This is a genomic window from Streptomyces sp. NPDC017448, from assembly GCF_044330565.1.
In the GTDB taxonomy this organism is placed as follows: Bacteria; Actinomycetota; Actinomycetes; order Streptomycetales; family Streptomycetaceae; genus Streptomyces.
In genome coordinates this window covers 1-15,062 of sequence record NZ_JBIRLM010000007.1, presented here as the reverse complement: position 1 = coordinate 15,062, position 15,062 = coordinate 1, and the positions used below count along the sequence as shown (strand labels likewise).

The 15,062-nt window shown below is 73.0% G+C and carries 14 protein-coding genes; 8 read left to right on the top strand and 6 right to left on the bottom strand.

Annotated elements, in window-relative coordinates; translation table 11 throughout:
• Window positions 1–45: 45 nt before the first annotated feature.
• On the bottom strand, window positions 46–747 hold the full coding sequence (locus tag ACH4K1_RS13890) for a FadR/GntR family transcriptional regulator (RefSeq protein ID WP_228991420.1): 702 nt from the start codon (window positions 745–747) through the stop codon (window positions 46–48).
• Window positions 748–880: 133 nt separating this feature from the next.
• Here ACH4K1_RS13890 and ACH4K1_RS13885 point away from each other — a divergent pair, with 133 nt between their 5' ends.
• Both ACH4K1_RS13885 and ACH4K1_RS13880 read left to right on the top strand, forming a co-directional pair.
• Window positions 881–1,390 carry a gluconokinase gene (locus ACH4K1_RS13885; RefSeq protein WP_398089314.1) on the top strand — a complete coding sequence of 170 codons (510 nt, stop codon included), beginning with the start codon at window positions 881–883 and terminating at the stop codon, window positions 1,388–1,390.
• A gap of 11 nt (window positions 1,391–1,401) precedes the next feature.
• Window positions 1,402–2,799 carry a GntP family permease gene (locus tag ACH4K1_RS13880; RefSeq protein ID WP_398089312.1) on the top strand — a complete coding sequence of 466 codons (1,398 nt, stop codon included), beginning with the start codon at window positions 1,402–1,404 and terminating at the stop codon, window positions 2,797–2,799.
• 72 nt (window positions 2,800–2,871) lie between these two features.
• Here ACH4K1_RS13880 and ACH4K1_RS13875 read toward each other — a convergent pair whose 3' ends face one another.
• Together ACH4K1_RS13875 and ACH4K1_RS13870 are read right to left on the bottom strand one after the other, a co-directional pair.
• On the bottom strand, window positions 2,872–4,443 hold the full coding sequence (locus ACH4K1_RS13875) for an APC family permease (RefSeq protein ID WP_398089310.1): 1,572 nt from the start codon (window positions 4,441–4,443) through the stop codon (window positions 2,872–2,874).
• Between the two features lie 106 nt (window positions 4,444–4,549).
• On the bottom strand, window positions 4,550–5,524 hold the full coding sequence (locus ACH4K1_RS13870) for a hypothetical protein (protein WP_398089309.1): 975 nt from the start codon (window positions 5,522–5,524) through the stop codon (window positions 4,550–4,552).
• Between the two features lie 226 nt (window positions 5,525–5,750).
• Here ACH4K1_RS13870 and ACH4K1_RS13865 point away from each other — a divergent pair, with 226 nt between their 5' ends.
• A complete protein-coding gene (locus ACH4K1_RS13865) occupies window positions 5,751–6,176 on the top strand; it encodes an ASCH domain-containing protein (RefSeq protein WP_398089307.1) in 426 nt (141 codons plus the stop codon).
• A gap of 308 nt (window positions 6,177–6,484) precedes the next feature.
• On the opposite strand, the gene ACH4K1_RS13860 is transcribed toward ACH4K1_RS13865, so the two are convergent.
• Window positions 6,485–8,146, bottom strand: a complete 1,662-nt coding sequence (locus ACH4K1_RS13860; protein WP_398089305.1) for an FAD-binding dehydrogenase — start codon at window positions 8,144–8,146, stop codon at window positions 6,485–6,487.
• A 159-nt stretch (window positions 8,147–8,305) separates the two neighbouring features.
• Here ACH4K1_RS13860 and ACH4K1_RS13855 point away from each other — a divergent pair, with 159 nt between their 5' ends.
• The 3 genes from ACH4K1_RS13855 to ACH4K1_RS13845 all read left to right on the top strand — a co-directional run bounded on the left by ACH4K1_RS13855 (window position 8,306) and on the right by ACH4K1_RS13845 (window position 9,659).
• Window positions 8,306–8,815, top strand: coding sequence for an NUDIX domain-containing protein (locus ACH4K1_RS13855; protein ID WP_398089708.1), 510 nt, complete (start codon window positions 8,306–8,308; stop codon window positions 8,813–8,815).
• A 140-nt stretch (window positions 8,816–8,955) separates the two neighbouring features.
• The gene (locus tag ACH4K1_RS13850) at window positions 8,956–9,351 is read left to right on the top strand and encodes a YidH family protein (RefSeq protein ID WP_398089303.1); all 396 of its coding nucleotides are present in this window, start codon (window positions 8,956–8,958) and stop codon (window positions 9,349–9,351) included.
• The gene (locus ACH4K1_RS13845; RefSeq protein WP_398089302.1) at window positions 9,348–9,659 is read left to right on the top strand and encodes a DUF202 domain-containing protein; all 312 of its coding nucleotides are present in this window, start codon (window positions 9,348–9,350) and stop codon (window positions 9,657–9,659) included. The genes ACH4K1_RS13850 and ACH4K1_RS13845 overlap by 4 nt, the downstream gene beginning before the upstream one ends.
• Window positions 9,660–9,683: 24 nt before the next feature.
• Here ACH4K1_RS13845 and ACH4K1_RS13840 read toward each other — a convergent pair whose 3' ends face one another.
• Window positions 9,684–10,619 carry an NADP-dependent oxidoreductase gene (locus tag ACH4K1_RS13840; protein ID WP_398089300.1) on the bottom strand — a complete coding sequence of 312 codons (936 nt, stop codon included), beginning with the start codon at window positions 10,617–10,619 and terminating at the stop codon, window positions 9,684–9,686.
• A 237-nt stretch (window positions 10,620–10,856) separates the two neighbouring features.
• Between ACH4K1_RS13840 and ACH4K1_RS13835 the strand changes: the two genes are divergently transcribed.
• Window positions 10,857–11,879 (top strand): phosphotransferase family protein, encoded by a 1,023-nt coding sequence (locus ACH4K1_RS13835; RefSeq protein ID WP_398089299.1) that lies wholly within the window; start codon window positions 10,857–10,859, stop codon window positions 11,877–11,879.
• A 4-nt stretch (window positions 11,880–11,883) separates the two neighbouring features.
• Window positions 11,884–13,098, top strand: coding sequence for an acyl-CoA dehydrogenase family protein (locus ACH4K1_RS13830; RefSeq protein ID WP_398089297.1), 1,215 nt, complete (start codon window positions 11,884–11,886; stop codon window positions 13,096–13,098).
• A gap of 101 nt (window positions 13,099–13,199) precedes the next feature.
• On the opposite strand, the gene ACH4K1_RS13825 is transcribed toward ACH4K1_RS13830, so the two are convergent.
• Window positions 13,200–14,534: a M28 family metallopeptidase gene (locus ACH4K1_RS13825; protein ID WP_398089295.1), complete on the bottom strand. Its 1,335-nt coding sequence runs from the start codon at window positions 14,532–14,534 to the stop codon at window positions 13,200–13,202.
• Between the last annotated feature and the right edge of the window lie 528 nt (window positions 14,535–15,062).

Sequence of the window (15,062 nt, the reverse complement as noted above, 5' to 3'; positions counted from 1 at the left end):
CTTGGCGAAGATCGATCGCGGACCACCGTACGCCTTGGGGGTCCGCTACGGAGCGAGCACGTCCAGTTCGTGCAGGGCGCCCACCGCGATCTCCTTGGTGATCCGCTCGGCGGCCTCCGCGTCCCCCTCGCGGACCGCTTCGGCCAACCGTACGTGCAGGGTGACGGCGGCCGGATCGGGGTCCTCGAACATCACCTGGTGGTGGGTTCGGCCCGCCAGGACCTCGGCGACGACGTCCCCGAGCCGGGCGAACATCTCGTTGCCGGAGGCGTTGAGGACGATCCGGTGGAAGGCGATGTCGTGTTCGAGGTAGCCCTCCAGCTGCTGGCCCCGCGAGGTGGCGACCATGCCGAGGGCGCGCTCGGTCAGCTCGGCGCACTGCTCGGCGGTGGCGTGGCGGGCGGCGAGGGAGGCGGCGACCGGCTCCACCGCGGAGCGCAGCACGGTGAGGGAGCGGAGCTGGCGGGGGCGGTCGGCGCCGGCGAGGCGCCAGCGGATGACCTGGGGGTCGTACACGTTCCAGGTCTCGGTGGGGCGGACGGTCACGCCGACGCGGCGGCGCGACTCGACCAGGTGCATCGACTCCAGGACCCGGACCACTTCCCGGACGACCGTGCGGGAGACGTCGAAGCGCTGGGCCAGCTCGTCGGTGCGCAGCACGCTGCCGGGCGGGCACTGGCCGGAGGAGATCTCCAGACCCAGGGTGTCCAGCACATGCGTATGCAGCCCCTGGCTCTGTGTGGTCATGGACCAAGCCTAAAGGGCGCACCCCGGGAACAATAAGTACGACGTTTACGTCACAGCCTCTTGAATAAGTCGTACCTAATAGGTTTCAGTAGCGCGACGGACCGATGTCGAAGAAGACAGCGAGGCACCCCCCATGAGCACCCCCCACGTCGTCGTGGTGATGGGCGTAGCAGGAACCGGCAAGACCACGATCGGTCCCCTGCTCGCCGCCGAACTCGGCGTTCCGTATGCCGAGGGCGATGACTTCCATCCCCCGGCGAACATCGCCAAGATGTCGGCCGGCACCCCCCTGGACGACGACGACCGGTGGCCCTGGCTGGACGCCATCGGTGAATGGGCGCACGGACGCGCCGGGCTCGGCGGGGTCGTCTCCAGCTCCGCTCTCAAGCGGGTCTACCGGGACCGGCTGCGGGAGGGGGCGCCCGACGCCGTCTTCCTGCACCTGACCGGCGACCGGGCGCTGATCGAGGAGCGGATGGCGGACCGCAAGGGCCACTTCATGCCCACCGCGCTGCTCGACTCGCAGTTCGCGACGCTCCAGCCGCTCCAGGCCGACGAGGCCGGGGTGAGCGTCGACGTGTCCGGCACCCCTACGGAAATCACCCAGCGAGCCGTCGCGGCACTGCGCCGGCTCGACAGTTAAGGACCTTCACCGTGACCAGTCTCAGCGTCGAGATGCTGGCAGCGGGCGCCGCCGAACCGATCACCTCGGCAGGCAACGCTCAGTTGGGCATCGCCGTCCTGGCGGGCATCGCCGTCATCGTTCTCCTCATCACCAAGCTCAGGATGCACGCCTTCCTGGCGCTGACCATCGGTTCGCTGGCGCTCGGCTCCTTCGCCGGCGCGGCCCCGGCGGACACGATCCTCAGCTTCACCTCGGGCCTCGGCTCCACGGTGTCGGGTGTGGGCGTCCTCATCGCGCTCGGCGCGATCCTCGGCAAGCTGCTCGCGGACTCGGGCGGCGCCGACCAGGTCGTCGACACCATCCTGGCGAAGGCGAGCGGCCGGGCGATGCCCTGGGCGATGGTCCTGATCGCCTCGATCATCGGGCTGCCGCTGTTCTTCGAGGTCGGGATCGTGCTGATGATCCCGGTCGTGCTGCTGGTCGCCAAGCGCGGCAACTACTCCCTGATGCGGATCGGCATCCCCGCGCTGGCCGGGCTCTCCGTGATGCACGGGCTGATCCCGCCGCACCCCGGCCCGCTGGTCGCGATCGACGCCCTGGACGCCAACCTGGGTGTGACGCTGGCGCTCGGCGTGCTGGTCGCCATACCGACGGTGATCATCGCCGGCCCGGTCTTCTCCCGCTACGCCGCGCGCTGGGTGGACATCAAGCCGCCGGAGAACATGATCCCGCAGCGGCCCTCGGAGGAGCTGGACCGCCGCCCGAGCTTCGGCGCGACCCTGGCGACCATCCTGCTGCCGGTCGTCCTGATGCTGCTGAACGCGCTCGTCGAGATCGTGGTCGACAACCCGGATAACGGCCTCCAGAAGGTCACCGCGGTCATCGGTTCGCCGCTGATCGCCCTGCTCGCGGCCGTCCTGGTCGGGATGTTCACGCTCGGCCGGGCCGCCGGGTTCACCAAGGACCGGCTGGCCGGCACCGTGGAGAAGTCCCTCGCCCCGATCGCCGGGATCCTGCTGATCGTCGGAGCGGGCGGCGGCTTCAAGCAGACGCTGATCGACGCCGGGGTGGGCCAGATGATCCTGGACTTCTCCGAGAACTGGTCGATCCCCGCCTTGCTGCTCGGCTGGCTGATCGCCGTCGCGATCCGCCTCGCCACCGGCTCGGCCACGGTCGCCACCATCTCGGCCGCCGGCCTGGTCGCCCCGCTGGCCGCCGACATGTCGACCTCGCACGCGGCGCTGCTGGTGCTGGCGGTCGGCGCCGGTTCGCTCTTCTTCAGCCACGTCAACGACGCCGGGTTCTGGCTGGTGAAGGAGTACTTCGGCATGAACGTCGGCCAGACGGTGAAGACCTGGTCCGTGATGGAGACGATCATCTCCGTGGTGGCGATGGCGTTCATCCTGCTGCTGTCGCTGCTGCTGTAGCGGCCCCGTACGCGTACGGACGCGCCCGCCCCGGAACCGTCCGGGGCGGGCGCGTCCGTGTGTGCAGGGGGCTCAGCGGCGGGCGGCCCCGCTCTCGGCGGCCTTCTCCAGCTGGAACGCCTCGTTGCCGAGGCCGATCCGGGCGTGCGCCTCGGGCCGGACCGAGCGCAGTACCGTCCCGTACGCCAGGCCGCCGAGGAGGGCGAGGAGGATCACACCGGGCAGCAGCCAGGTGAGGGCCGATCCGGGGACCGACCCGAGGAGGACGTCGAAGTCCCGGACGGTGAGGACCGCGATCGTGAGGAGCGCCAGTCCGGCGAGGGCGGAGGCGACCAGGCGGGGGGCCTGGGCGCGGCCCGCGCCGCGCTTGACGAAGAAGGCGATGACGGCGAAGGAGGCGGCGGCCATCAGCAGGATGACGCCGAGCGCGCCGACGTTGCCCATCCAGGTGAACAGCCGCAGGACGGGGGCGGTGGGGTCGCCGACCGGGTTGTCGTCGGTGAGCGCGAACGCCAGGACGACCACCGCCGAGACCGCGCTCTGGAGCAGCGAGCCGGTGCCGGGGGCGCCGCTCACCCGGTTGGTACGGCCGAAGCGGGCGGGCAGCAGGCCCTCGCGGCCCATGGCGAACGCGTAGCGGGCGACCACGTTGTGGAAGCTCAGGAGCGCCGCGAACATCCCGGTGACGAAGAGGATGTGCAGCACGTCGGTGAAGGTGGAGCCGAGCCGCTCCTCGGTGAGGCCGAACAGCATGCCGGGGCCCTCCTCGAGGGAGGCGCCGACGATGGAGCCGGGTCCGGCGGCCACGGTCAGGGCCCAGGAGCTGATCGCCAGGAACAGCGCGGCGTATCCGACCGCGAGGAACATCACCCGGGAGACCACGATCTGCGGGCGGCTGGTCTCCTCCGCGTAGACCGGGGCCTGTTCGAAGCCGACGAACGCGGCGATGCAGAAGCAGAGCGCGGTGCCGAGTCCGGCGCCGGCGAGCGTCTCGGGGTCGAAGGCGTGCAAGGACAGCCCCTCGGGGCCCGGCTTGCTCACGGCGGCGATGTCGAAGATCACGACGAGGGCGCACTCGATGACCAGCAGGATGCCGAGCACCTTGGCGTTGAGGTCGATCTTCAGCCAGCCGAGGACGCCGACGACGGCCGCCGAGACCAGGGCGGGTATCCACCACGCCAGCTCGATGTCGAGGTAGGCGGCGAAGATGCCGGAGACCTCGAAGCCGAGGATGCCGTAGATGCCGACCTGCATGGCGCTGTACGCCACCAGCGCCACGAACGAGGCGCCGGCGCCGGCGGTCGGGCCGAGCCCGCGGGCGATGTAGGCGTAGAACGCGCCGGCGTTGTGGACGTGCCGGCTCATCTCCGCGTAACCGACGCCGAAGAGCATCAGGACGACGCCCAGGATGAGGTAGAGCAGGGGCTGGCCGACGATGCCCATCACGCCGAAGACCGTGGGCATCACTCCCGCGACGACCATCAGGGGCGCGCTGGCGGCGACCACCGACAGCAGGAGGCCGGGGGCGCCGAGCCGGTCGGCGCGCAGCGCCCGCTCCTCGCCCTTGTAGGTGTTGATCCCTCCGGCGTCGGCCGCGCTCCTGGAGGCGTCGGTCTCACGGGAAAACGAACTGCCGGTCGACATGACGGGTGGGGTTCCTTCCTTCGCGGTGGAGCCGGCGGGGTGGTGCTCATCGTGGTGGGCGGGGCGCTCCGCCCCAGGGCAGGGGCGCCTCAGGGGGCGGCGTGCCTCAGGGGGCGCCGAGGGCGTAGGCGCGCGCGGCGGTGAACGCCGCGTGGGGTTCACCGCCGGCGTACGACCAGGGCGCGGCGGTGGCGTGGGCTCCGATGCGGTGGAAGAGGGCGGCGGCCTCGGCGGGACGGCCCTCGCAGACCTTGGCGTGCGCCAGGAAGTTCAGGTCGACGCGGTGGCGGGGGTGGTCGTCGCGTTCCCACTCCAGCCACCAGTCGAAGGCGGCCTTCGTCACCTGGCGGGCGCGGCGTCCGGACCAGTGGCCGGAGGCCGCCGGGTCGGCGGGTTCGATGCCCGCGGCGACCAGGACGCGGTAGCGCTCGGCGTGGGCGACGACGGGGAGGACGGCCAGCGGGGAGTCCTCCGGGGCCAGTTCGGCGGCCCAGGCGGCGAAGTCGTAGACCTCGTGGAGCGGGTCGTGACCGCTCTGGGGGCTGCTCTCGGCCAGCAGAGCCGTCATCACGTGGTGGGCGTGGTGGTGGTCCGGGTGGCGGGAGCGCACCTCCTCGAAGAGCCGGCCGGTCTCGTCCGCGCCGTCGTCGCGCCCCCGGTCCAGGAGGAGCAGCGCGAGCCAGGGGGTGGGGTCCTCGGGGGTGAGGCGGGCGGCGGTCAGACACGCCTCACGGGCGCGGGCGGCGTCGTGCGCCCCGGCCTTGGGCCGCAGCGCCCGGGCCACCCGGGCGCAGCCGAGGAGGACGGCCGCGTCGGTGCTCTCGGGTTCGACGAGCAGCCAGTCGCCCGCCCACTCCACGGCGGACGAGATCTCGGCGAGGGCCAGCAGGCGGTGGGCGCGGCGGTCCCAGTCCCGTCCGGTGCCCACCAGCAGGGTGCGGGCCTCGGACCATCTGCCCCGGGCGAACAGGCCGCGTGCGGCGATGAGTTCGTCGTCGTCGAGGGCCGGGTCGAAGACGAGTTCCGAGCGGCTGCCCCGGCGTCGGGAACGACCCAGGGGTGGCGGCGGAGGCGGGGGCATGCCGCGGGCTTCCTTCGATGCGGTGTGCGAGCGGACGATCGCGCACAGCAAAGCGGGAGGCCGTGCTTCACGTCAAGGGGCGTTGGACGCCAACTGCTCATATAGGCAGGCCGGTTGGCTGGTTCCGGTCGAACCGGCGGGGGTAGCGGCACAGCGGCCGGGCGGAGGGCGGCGCGGGAAGCGCCGACGCCCGGGGCGGGGCCCCTCCGGGTGCCACACTGGTCGCATGGAGCCACGCGACCCCCTGAAGCCCTTCCTTCTCGCCTTCCCCGGACCGGTGCGGGACCGGCTGGTGGCGGCGGTGCTCGCCGGTGAGAAGGTGTCCACCACCGGGTTGCTGTGCGAATACGAGCTGGAGCGGGAGGAGTTGCCGCCGGTCGGCGAACGGTCCGCGCTCATCGACTCGGACGGGCGGGAGGTCGCGGTGGTCGAGGTGACGGACGTACGGGTGCTGCCGCTGGGGGCCGTGGACCTGCGGCACGCGCTGGACGAGGGCGAGGGGTACGCCTCGGTGGCCGAGTGGCGGGCGGGGCACGAACGGTTCTGGCACAGCGAGGAGATGCGGGAGGCTCTGGGGGATCCGTCGTTCACGGTGGACGACGGGACGCTGATCGTGGCGGAGCGGTTCCGGGTGGTCGAGCGGATGGTGTGACCCGGGGGCGGGGTGTCCCGGGGGGCCTCCGGGGCGGGAACGCCGGGGGGGCGGGGGCGTCCGGGGGCGGGGTGGCCGGCGGCAGGGGCGCCCGCGGCGCGGGGGCGTCCGGCGGCGGGGTGTCCGCGGCGCGGGGGCGGGCCTTCGCCGGGCGGTCGCCGGGCCGGGCCCCGCCCCCCGCCCCTCGGCCGCCGCAGGGGCTCGGCCCCGGTGGTCCGGTCCGCCCCGCACGGCAGGAGCGAGGGCGAGCGGCCCGGACGTCGATGCCCGCGAAAGGGCCGGAACGGCCCGCTCGTCGGTCCTCGGCGCTAGGAAGCCACCGCCTTGGCCGCCGCCCGCCCCGCCGCCCGGCCCGAGAAGATGCAGCCGCCCAGGAAGGTGCCCTCCAGGGAGCGGTAGCCGTGGACGCCGCCGCCGCCGAAGCCCGCCGCCTCGCCCGCCGCGTACAGGCCGGGGAGCGGGGCCCCGTCGGCGGTCAGGACCCGGGAGGACAGGTCCGTCTCCAGGCCGCCGAGGGACTTGCGGGTGAGGATGTGGAGGCGGACGGCGATCAGCGGGCCGGCGGCCGGGTCCAGGATGCGGTGCGGCTTCACGGTGCGGATGAGGCGGTCGCCCAGGTAGGCGCGGGCTCCGTTGATCGCGGTGACCTGGAGGTCCTTGGTGAAGGGGTTGACGATCTCGCGGTCGCGGGCGGTGATCTCGTGGCGCAGGCTCGCCTCGTCGATGAGGCCGTCTCCGGTGACCGCGTTCATGCCGCGCACCAGCGCGCCGAGCTCCTTCTCCACGACGAAGTCGGCGCCGTGGTCCATGAACGCCTTGACCGGTGCGGGCACGTCCACCCGGGCCCGGCCGATCACGTCGCGGACCGACTTGCCGGTCAGGTCCGGGTTCTGTTCGGAGCCGGAGAGGGCGAACTCCTTGCCGATGATGCGCTGGTTGAGCACGAACCAGGTGTAGCCGTGGCCGGAGCCCATGATGTGTTCGAGGGTGCCGAGCGTGTCGAAGCCGGGGAAGAGGGGTACCGGCAGCCGCTTGCCGCGGGCGTCCAGCCAGAGGGAGGAGGGGCCGGGCAGGATGCGGATGCCGTGCTTGCCCCAGATCGGGTTCCAGTTCTCGATGCCCTCGGTGTAGTGCCACATCCGGTCGCGGTTGACGTGGTGCGCGCCCGCCTTCTCCGCGATGCCGAGCATCAGTCCGTCCACGTGGGCCGGGACGCCGGAGAGCATCTTCTCGGGCGGGGTGCCCAGGCGCTTCGGCCACTGGGCGCGGACGAGGTCGTGGTTGCCGCCGATGCCGCCGGAGGTGACGATCACCGCCTGGGCCTTCAGCTCGAAGGCGCCGGCGACCTCCCGGCTGCTCGCGGCGCCGCGCTCGGCCGCGCTGGGTTCCAGGATCTCGCCGGTGACCGTGTCGAGCGCCCCGGCGGTGCGGGAGAGACCGGTCACCCGGTGGCGGAACCCCAGCCGGACGAGCCCCCGGGCGACGCCCTCGCGGACCCGCCGCTCGAAGGGGGCGACGATGCCGGGGCCGGTTCCCCAGGTGATGTGGAAGCGGGGTACGGAGTTGCCGTGGCCGGTCGCGTCGTAACCGCCGCGTTCGGCCCAGCCGACGACGGGGAAGAAGCGCACCCCCTGCCGGTGCAGCCAGGAGCGCTTCTCACCGGCGGCGAAGTCGACGTACGCCTCCGCCCACCTCCTCGGCCAGCGGTCCTCCTCCTCGCGGTCGAACCCCGCCGTGCCGTACCAGTCCTGGAGCGCCAGCTCCCGGCTGTCCTTGATCCTCATCCTGCGCTGTTCGGGCGAGTCGACGAGGAAGAGGCCGCCGAAGGACCAGTGCGCCTGGCCGCCGACGGCCTGCTCGGGCTCCTGGTCGAGGAGGATCACGGAGCGGCCGGCGTCGACCAGTTCGGCCGTGGCCACGAGCCCGGCGAGCCCCGCCCCGATCACGATCACGTCAGCGTCGTACGCCATGGGTTCCATCCTGTCGGGGAGGCTCGGGGGCGGGCAGGACGGGCGGCGGCGGCCGGCCCCCGCGAGGCCGGCGGGACGTTCGAGTTACCCGTGCGTCAGATCTTGGGTATCCGCCGGGGCCACGTCAACCGTCCGGCCTGGTGCTGTTGGATGGAACGCATGGACCCCTCGGACGAGATTCTGGACATCGTCGACGAGAACGACGAGGTCGTCGGGCAGGCTCCGCGCGGTGAGGCGACCGCGCGGAGGCTGCGGCACCGCTGCGTGTTCATCGAGGTGCGCGACGCGGAGGGGAGGGTCTTCGTCCACCGGCGTACGGACACGAAGGCGGTCTTCCCCTCGCACTACGACATGTTCGTCGGCGGCGTCGTGGGCGCGGGCGAGTCGTACGACGAGGCGGCGCTGCGCGAGGCGGAGGAGGAGCTGGGGGTCTCGGGGCTGCCCCGGCCGGAGCCGCTGTTCCGGTTCCTCTACGCGGACGGCGAGCACACCTGGTGGTCGGCCGTCTACCGGGTGCGGTGCGAGCTGCCGGTCTCCCCGCAGGTGGAGGAGGTCGCCTGGCACGCGTTCCTCGACGAGGCGGAGCTGGAGCGGCGGCTTGAGGAGTGGCCCTGGGTGCCGGACGGGCTGGAGGCGTACCGGCGGCTGCGGGGGCCGGGGGCGGCGTGACCGCGTCCGGTGCGGCCCGGCCGGGCCTCGGACCCGGTCGGACCCGGGCGGGTTCGTCCGACCCGGCCGGGCCTCGGACCCGGGCGGGCCCGTCCGGCCCGGTCGGGCCCGTCCGGTGGGCAGCGCCTAGGGTTTCCGGTGTGAACAAGATCGCGCAGAGCGTACGGCTGTGGTTCGCGCCGCAGCGGGTCCGGGAGGAGGGGGACACCCCCGACTACCGGTTCTCGCTGGCCAACGAGCGCACGTTCCTCGCCTGGATCCGGACGGCGCTCGCCCTGGTCGGCGGCGGGTTCGCCGTCGACCAGTTCCTGCCGGAGCTGGCGTGGGGCGTCCGGGCCGGGCTGGCGCTCGGACTGCTGGCCGCCGGAGTGCTCTGCGCGCTGCGGGCGGTCAACCACTGGGTGCGGTGCGAGCGGGCGATGCGGCGGGACGAGGACCTGCCGGTGTCCCGGTTCCCGACCCTGCTGAGCCTGGTGGTCGCCGTCGTGGCCGTGGCGATGGTGGTGGTGGTCCTCTTCGGCTGGGAGGGCGGGTGACGGCGCCGGGCCGGGACCCCGGGCTGCAGCCCGAGCGGACGCGGCTGGCCTGGCGGCGGACGACGCTCTCCGCCACGGTCGTCGCGCTGCTCGCCGTACGGCAGGCGCTGCACAGCGGGGCGTCCCCGGGCGCGCTGGTCGCGGTGGCGCTGAGCGCGCTCTCCTGGCTGGGGTTCCTGCTGGTGGCCCACCGCCGGGTGGTGGAGCTGGGGGCGGCGCGCCCCGGACCGCTCGCGCCCCCCGGGGCGCTGGCGGCGGCGCTGTGCACGGGGGCGCTGGCGGCGTTCGCGGCGGCGATGCTGTTCTGAGCGCGGCCCGGCCGCAGCCGGTCCTCAGCCGTCCCAGTCCACCGTCACCACGATCTTGCCGCGGGTGCGCCCCTCCTGGTTGAGGCGGTAGGCCGCGGCGGCCTCCTCCAGCGGGAACACCCGGTCCACGTGGACGGTGACCACGCCCCGCTCGGCCAGCTCCGCGACCTGGGCCAGGTCGTCCGCGTCGGGGCGCACGAAGGCGTAGCGGCCGCCGTAGGAGAAGACCTCCTCGTCCGCGATGGAGGCGAGCCGGCCGTCCGGGGCGAGGGTGTCGGCGGAGGCCCGCAGGGCGTCGCCGCCCACCGTGTCGAAGGAGGCGTCGAAGCCCTGGGGGACCAGGTCCCGCAGACGGTCGACCAGGCCCTCGCCGTACTCCACCGGCTCCGCGCCGAGGCTGCGCAGGTGGTCGTGGTTGCGGAGGCTCGCGGTGCCGACCACCCGGCAGCCGGCGTGCCGGGCGATCTGGACGGCGAGCGATCCGACCCCGCCGGCCGCGGCGTGGACCAGGACGGTGTCGCCCTCGCGGATCTTCAGGACGCGGTGCAGGACCTGGTAGGCGGTCAGCCCGGCCAGCGGCAGACCGGCCGCCTCCTCGAAGCCCAGGCTCAGCGGTTTGCGGGCCAGGGTGCGCACGGGGGCGGCGACGTACTGGGCGAACGTACCGCGCGAGAGGAAGTCCTCCCGTACGTAGCCGATGACCTCGTCGCCCACCGCGAACTCGTCCACGGCCACGCCCGGTTGCACGACGACGCCGGAGACGTCCCAGCCGGGGACCACCGGGAAGACGGCGTCGAGCGCCCCTTGCAGATAGCCCTCGCGGGCCTTCCAGTCGACCGGGTTGACGGCGGCGGCCCGCACCTTCACCAGGACGGAGTCGGGGCCGACCTTGGGGTCGGGCCGCTCGCCGTACTCCAGGACGTCCGCGGAACCGTACGCGCTGTAGCTGATCGCCTTCATCCTCCGACCTTCCGCGCAGCGGGGGGACGCCGCAACTCGGAGCGCCGCCGGTGCGGGGCCACCGGCGGCCACCGGCCGCCCCGAGGCGCACGGGGGCACGCGAGGGCTCGGAGGCAGGTCCGGGGCGGGCTGCGGAACGGCCGGATCCCGGGAGGGCACTGGACGGCATACCGACTGGTCGGCATCATGGTCCCCGACCGTCCCCTCACCTCGTTCCACCGTCCGGAGGTACGCGCCATGAGCCCACTCCCCCCGCCAGGTCTCGACCCCGAGTCGCTGCGGGCCCGTCTCGACCGCGAGCGGCCGGGGCTGGTGAGCGGGCCCCTGGAAGCGCGGTTGATCGAGGGCGGCCGTTCGAACCTCACGTACGTCGTCGGCGACGGGACGGGGCAGTGGGTGGTACGCAGGCCGCCGCTCGGCCATGTGCTGGCCACCGCGCACGACATGGCGCGCGAGTACCGTGTGATCAGCGGCCTGCACCCCACCGCCGTGCCCGTGCCGGAGCCGCTGCTGCTCTGCGAGGACGACACGGTGCTCGGCGCGCCGTTCTACGTGATGGAGTACGTCGAGGGCACCCCGTACCGCACCGCCGACCAGCTCGCCCCCCTGGGCCCCGAGCGCACCCGGGCCGCGGTCCTCGGCCTCGTCGACACCCTGGTGGACCTGCACGCCGTGGACCCGGACGCGGTCGGGCTCGGGGACTTCGGGCGGCCGGAGGGCTTCCTGGACCGGCAGCTGCGGCGGTGGGGCAAGCAGCTGGACGCCTCCCGCAACCGCGAGCTGGCGGGCATCGACGAGCTGCACGCCGCCCTCGGCCGGGCGCTGCCCGCCTCCCCCGCGCCCACCGTCGTCCACGGCGACTACCGGCTGGACAACGTGCTGCTCGGCCCCGACGACCGGATCAGGGCCGTCCTCGACTGGGAGATGTCCACGCTCGGCGACCCGCTGACCGACCTCGGGCTGCTCGTGATGTACAGCTCCGACCTCGGGCTGCCGCGGTCGCCCGTCTCCACCACCAGCGGGGCCCCCGGCCACCCCTCCCCCGCCGAACTGATCGAGCGCTACGCGGCCCGCTCCGGCCGCGACACCTCCGCCCTCTCCTGGTACACCGCGTTCGCGTGGTTCAAGCTCGCCGTGATCCTGGAGGGCATCCACTACCGCTACACCCTCGGCCAGACCGTCGGCGCGGGCTTCGACCGGATCGGCGACCTCGTCCCCGTCTTCATCGAGCACGGCCGCACCACCCTCCAAGAAGGCTGACCCCGTGGACTTCGCATTCGACGCCCGTACCGAGGAACTGCGGGGCAGGCTGCTCGCGTTCATGGACGAGCACGTGTATCCGGCCGAGCCGGTCGCCGAGGAGCAGCGGGCGCTGCTCGCCTCGCCGTGGGAGACGCCCGCGGTCGTCGGGGAGCTGAAGGCCGAGGCGCGCCGCCGGGGCCTGTGGAACCTCTTCCTGCCGGACGCGGAGTACGGGGCGGGGCTGACCAACCTCCAGTACGCCCCGCTCGCGGAGATCACCGGCCGCTCCCCGCACCTCGCGCCGACCGCGACGAACTGCGCCGCTCCGGACACCGGGAACATGGAGGTGCTGTCCCAGTTCGGCACCGAGGAGCAGAAGAAGCGGTGGCTGGAGCCGCTGCTCGCCGGGGAGATCCGCTCCGCGTTCGCGATGACGGAGCCGGACGTGGCGTCCTCGGACGCGACGAACATCGAGACCCGGATGGTCCGGGACGGCGGGGACTACGTCGTCAACGGGCGCAAGTGGTACATCTCCGGGGCGATGAACCCGGAGTGCGCGGTCTTCATCGTGATGGGCAAGACCGACCCGGACGGCGACGACATCCGCCGCCAGCAGTCGATGATCCTGGTCCCCCGCGACGCCCCGGGCGTCGAGGTGCGGCGGGCCATGCGGGTGTACGGGTACGAGGACCACTCGCACGGCGGCCACGCCGAGGTGGTCTTCCACGACGTACGGGTGCCCGCCTCCCACCTGGTCGGCGAGGAGGGCGGTGGTTTCGCCATCGCGCAGGCGCGGCTCGGGCCGGGCCGCATCCACCACTGCATGCGGCTGATCGGAATGGCGGAGCGGGCGATCGAGCTGATGTGCCGGCGGGCCGTGGGCCGTACGGCGTTCGGCAAGCCGCTGGCCGCGCAGGGGGTGGTGCAGAACTGGATCGCGGACGCCCGGGTCACGGTGGAGCAGCTGCGGCTGCTGGTGCTGAAGACGGCCTGGCTGATGGACACGGTGGGCAACAGGGGCGCGCACACGGAGATCCAGGCCATCAAGATCGCCACTCCGCGCGCGGTGGTGGACATCCTGGACTCGGCGGTGCAGCTGTACGGGGCGGGCGGGGTCAGCCAGGACTTCCCGCTGGCGGAGCTGTGGGCCTCGGCGCGGACGCTGCGGTTGGCGGACGGTCCCGACGAGGTGCACCAGCGGTCGCTGGCCCGGCGGGAGATCAAGCGGTACCGGTGACCGACCGCGGTGCGGCCCCCTCCCGGGGTGCTCCTCGGGAGGGGGCCGCGGCCGGTCGGCTTCCCGGCGGGGTGCGGGCCGGTGGCCGGTGGGCTTGACGGTCAGAAGGTGAGCTTCCAGCCGTTGATGTAGCCGGTGTCCTGGCGGGCGATGTCCTGGACGCGGAGCTTCCAGGTCCCGTTGGCCGTCTCAGCGGAGGCGTTGACCGTGTACGCCGCGATGACGTTGTCGGCCGAGTCCCCGCTGCTGGAGTTCTTCAGCCGGTACGCGGTGCCGTCCGGCGCGAGCAGGTCGACGACCAGGTCGCCCCGGTAGGTGTGCCTGATGTCGACGTCGACCTTGAGCGCGGCCGGGGCGTTGCCCGTCCGGCCGGTGACCGCGATCGACGAGGTCACGGCCGCCCCGGCGTCCGGGACGGCGACGTCGGCGTCGTTGGAGAAGACGGTGCCGGTGGGCGGTTCGCCGGTGGAGCCTGCGGACAGGGTCCAGATCGCGTGGGCGGCGGCGTCGCTGTTGCGGTCCAGGGCGGTGTCGTTGATGTTGCTCAGGTTGTCGCAGGACGAGTGGTAGCAGCGGTCGAAGGCCTGCCCGGCCGTCCCGCCCCACTTCTGCGCCTGGGCGGCGGACTTGGTGTAACCGGCCCCGGTGAAGAGGCCGCCGACGGGAACGCCGACGTTCTTGAACGGAGCGTGGTCGGAGCGGCCGTCGCCCTCGGTCTCGATCTCGGTGGGGACCGAGATGCCCGCGAAGTAGTCCTTGAAGGTCTTCTCGATGACCGGGTCGTCGTCGTAGACGAAGTAACCGGGGTTGGGCGAGCCGATCATGTCGAAGTTGAGGTAGCCGGCGAGCTTGGAACGCTCGGTGGACGGCAGGTTGTTGACGTAGTACTTCGACCCGATCAGACCCAGCTCCTCCGCGCCCCACCAGGCGAACCGCAGGTGCTTGTCGGGCTGGTACCCGGCGCGGGAGACGGCGAGGGCGGTCTCCAGCACGCCGGCCGAGCCGGAGCCGTTGTCGTTGATGCCGGCGCCGGAGGAGACCGAGTCGAGGTGGGCCCCGGCCATCAGGACCTTGTTCGGGTCGCCGCCGGGCCAGTCGGCTATGAGGTTGTATCCGGTGGCCCCGCCGGAGGTGAACTGCTGGAGCGTGGTGGTGTACCCGGCCGCGTCGAGCTTGGCCTTCACGTAGTCCACGGACGCCTTGTAGCCGGGGCGGCCGTGGGCGCGGTTGCCGCCGTTGTTCGCGGCGATCGTCGAGAACTGCGACAGGTGGGCCTTGACGTTGGCCACAGGGATGTCGGGGGCGGCGACGGCGGCCTTCGCGGGTGCCGCCGCGTCGGCGTGGGCGGCCGGCGCGCCGGCCCCGAGGGCGACGGCGAGGGCCACGGCCGCGACGGCCGCCGGGGATCTGCGCAGGGCGAAACGGTTCGGTCTCATTCACGGGCTCCGGATTCCGTTGGGGACTGACGGAACGTGCGGGGGGTCCCCGGCCGCGGTGGTCCGGCCGGGTCCTGGAGCGTGGGCCCCGAGAGGGGGGCCCAGAGGTGCGCGATGCGTGACCGATGCTCAGGTAGATGACCGTGCTCCGTCAAGAGCGGAAACCGGACAGAACCGTTCTATTAACGGACAGGGGCGCGCCGGTGAATCCTGGCGCCGCCCCGGGAGGGGGCACATACGTCATGTATCCAGGCTCGCCCCGGTCGGCGGAGCGGGCCAGTGGACGGCCCGGGGCCCGGTGGGCGGAGGGGATCGGCGGACGGCCCGGCCCCCGTTCCGGAGCGGTGCGCCACGAGGGGGCGGCAGCTTGACGACAGGCCCTGGGGTGTGTCCGGCGGATCAGGATCGGAGAGGCCGCGGCGTCTGGTGCGGGGCATCGCAAGGCGCTGGAATGCCTGCATCGCGGAGCGATTCGGGCGTTTCGGCAACGCCGCGAGGTGCTGTGCCGGGCGTCGTGGACCCGGTCAA

What these genes read in the sequence shown, in the direction of transcription:
- ACH4K1_RS13825 (WP_398089295.1), bottom strand. Translation starts at nt 14,534, where the DNA reads ATGAGACCGAACCGTTTCGCCCTGCGCAGATCCCCGGCGGCCGTCGCG.
- ACH4K1_RS13885 (WP_398089314.1), top strand. Translation starts at nt 881, where the DNA reads ATGAGCACCCCCCACGTCGTCGTGGTGATGGGCGTAGCAGGAACCGGC.
- ACH4K1_RS13840 (WP_398089300.1), bottom strand. Translation starts at nt 10,619, where the DNA reads ATGAAGGCGATCAGCTACAGCGCGTACGGTTCCGCGGACGTCCTGGAG.
- ACH4K1_RS13855 (WP_398089708.1), top strand. Translation starts at nt 8,306, where the DNA reads ATGGACCCCTCGGACGAGATTCTGGACATCGTCGACGAGAACGACGAG.
- ACH4K1_RS13890 (WP_228991420.1), bottom strand. Translation starts at nt 747, where the DNA reads ATGACCACACAGAGCCAGGGGCTGCATACGCATGTGCTGGACACCCTG.
- ACH4K1_RS13875 (WP_398089310.1), bottom strand. Translation starts at nt 4,443, where the DNA reads ATGTCGACCGGCAGTTCGTTTTCCCGTGAGACCGACGCCTCCAGGAGC.
- ACH4K1_RS13865 (WP_398089307.1), top strand. Translation starts at nt 5,751, where the DNA reads ATGGAGCCACGCGACCCCCTGAAGCCCTTCCTTCTCGCCTTCCCCGGA.
- ACH4K1_RS13870 (WP_398089309.1), bottom strand. Translation starts at nt 5,524, where the DNA reads ATGCCCCCGCCTCCGCCGCCACCCCTGGGTCGTTCCCGACGCCGGGGC.
- ACH4K1_RS13860 (WP_398089305.1), bottom strand. Translation starts at nt 8,146, where the DNA reads ATGGCGTACGACGCTGACGTGATCGTGATCGGGGCGGGGCTCGCCGGG.
- ACH4K1_RS13835 (WP_398089299.1), top strand. Translation starts at nt 10,857, where the DNA reads ATGAGCCCACTCCCCCCGCCAGGTCTCGACCCCGAGTCGCTGCGGGCC.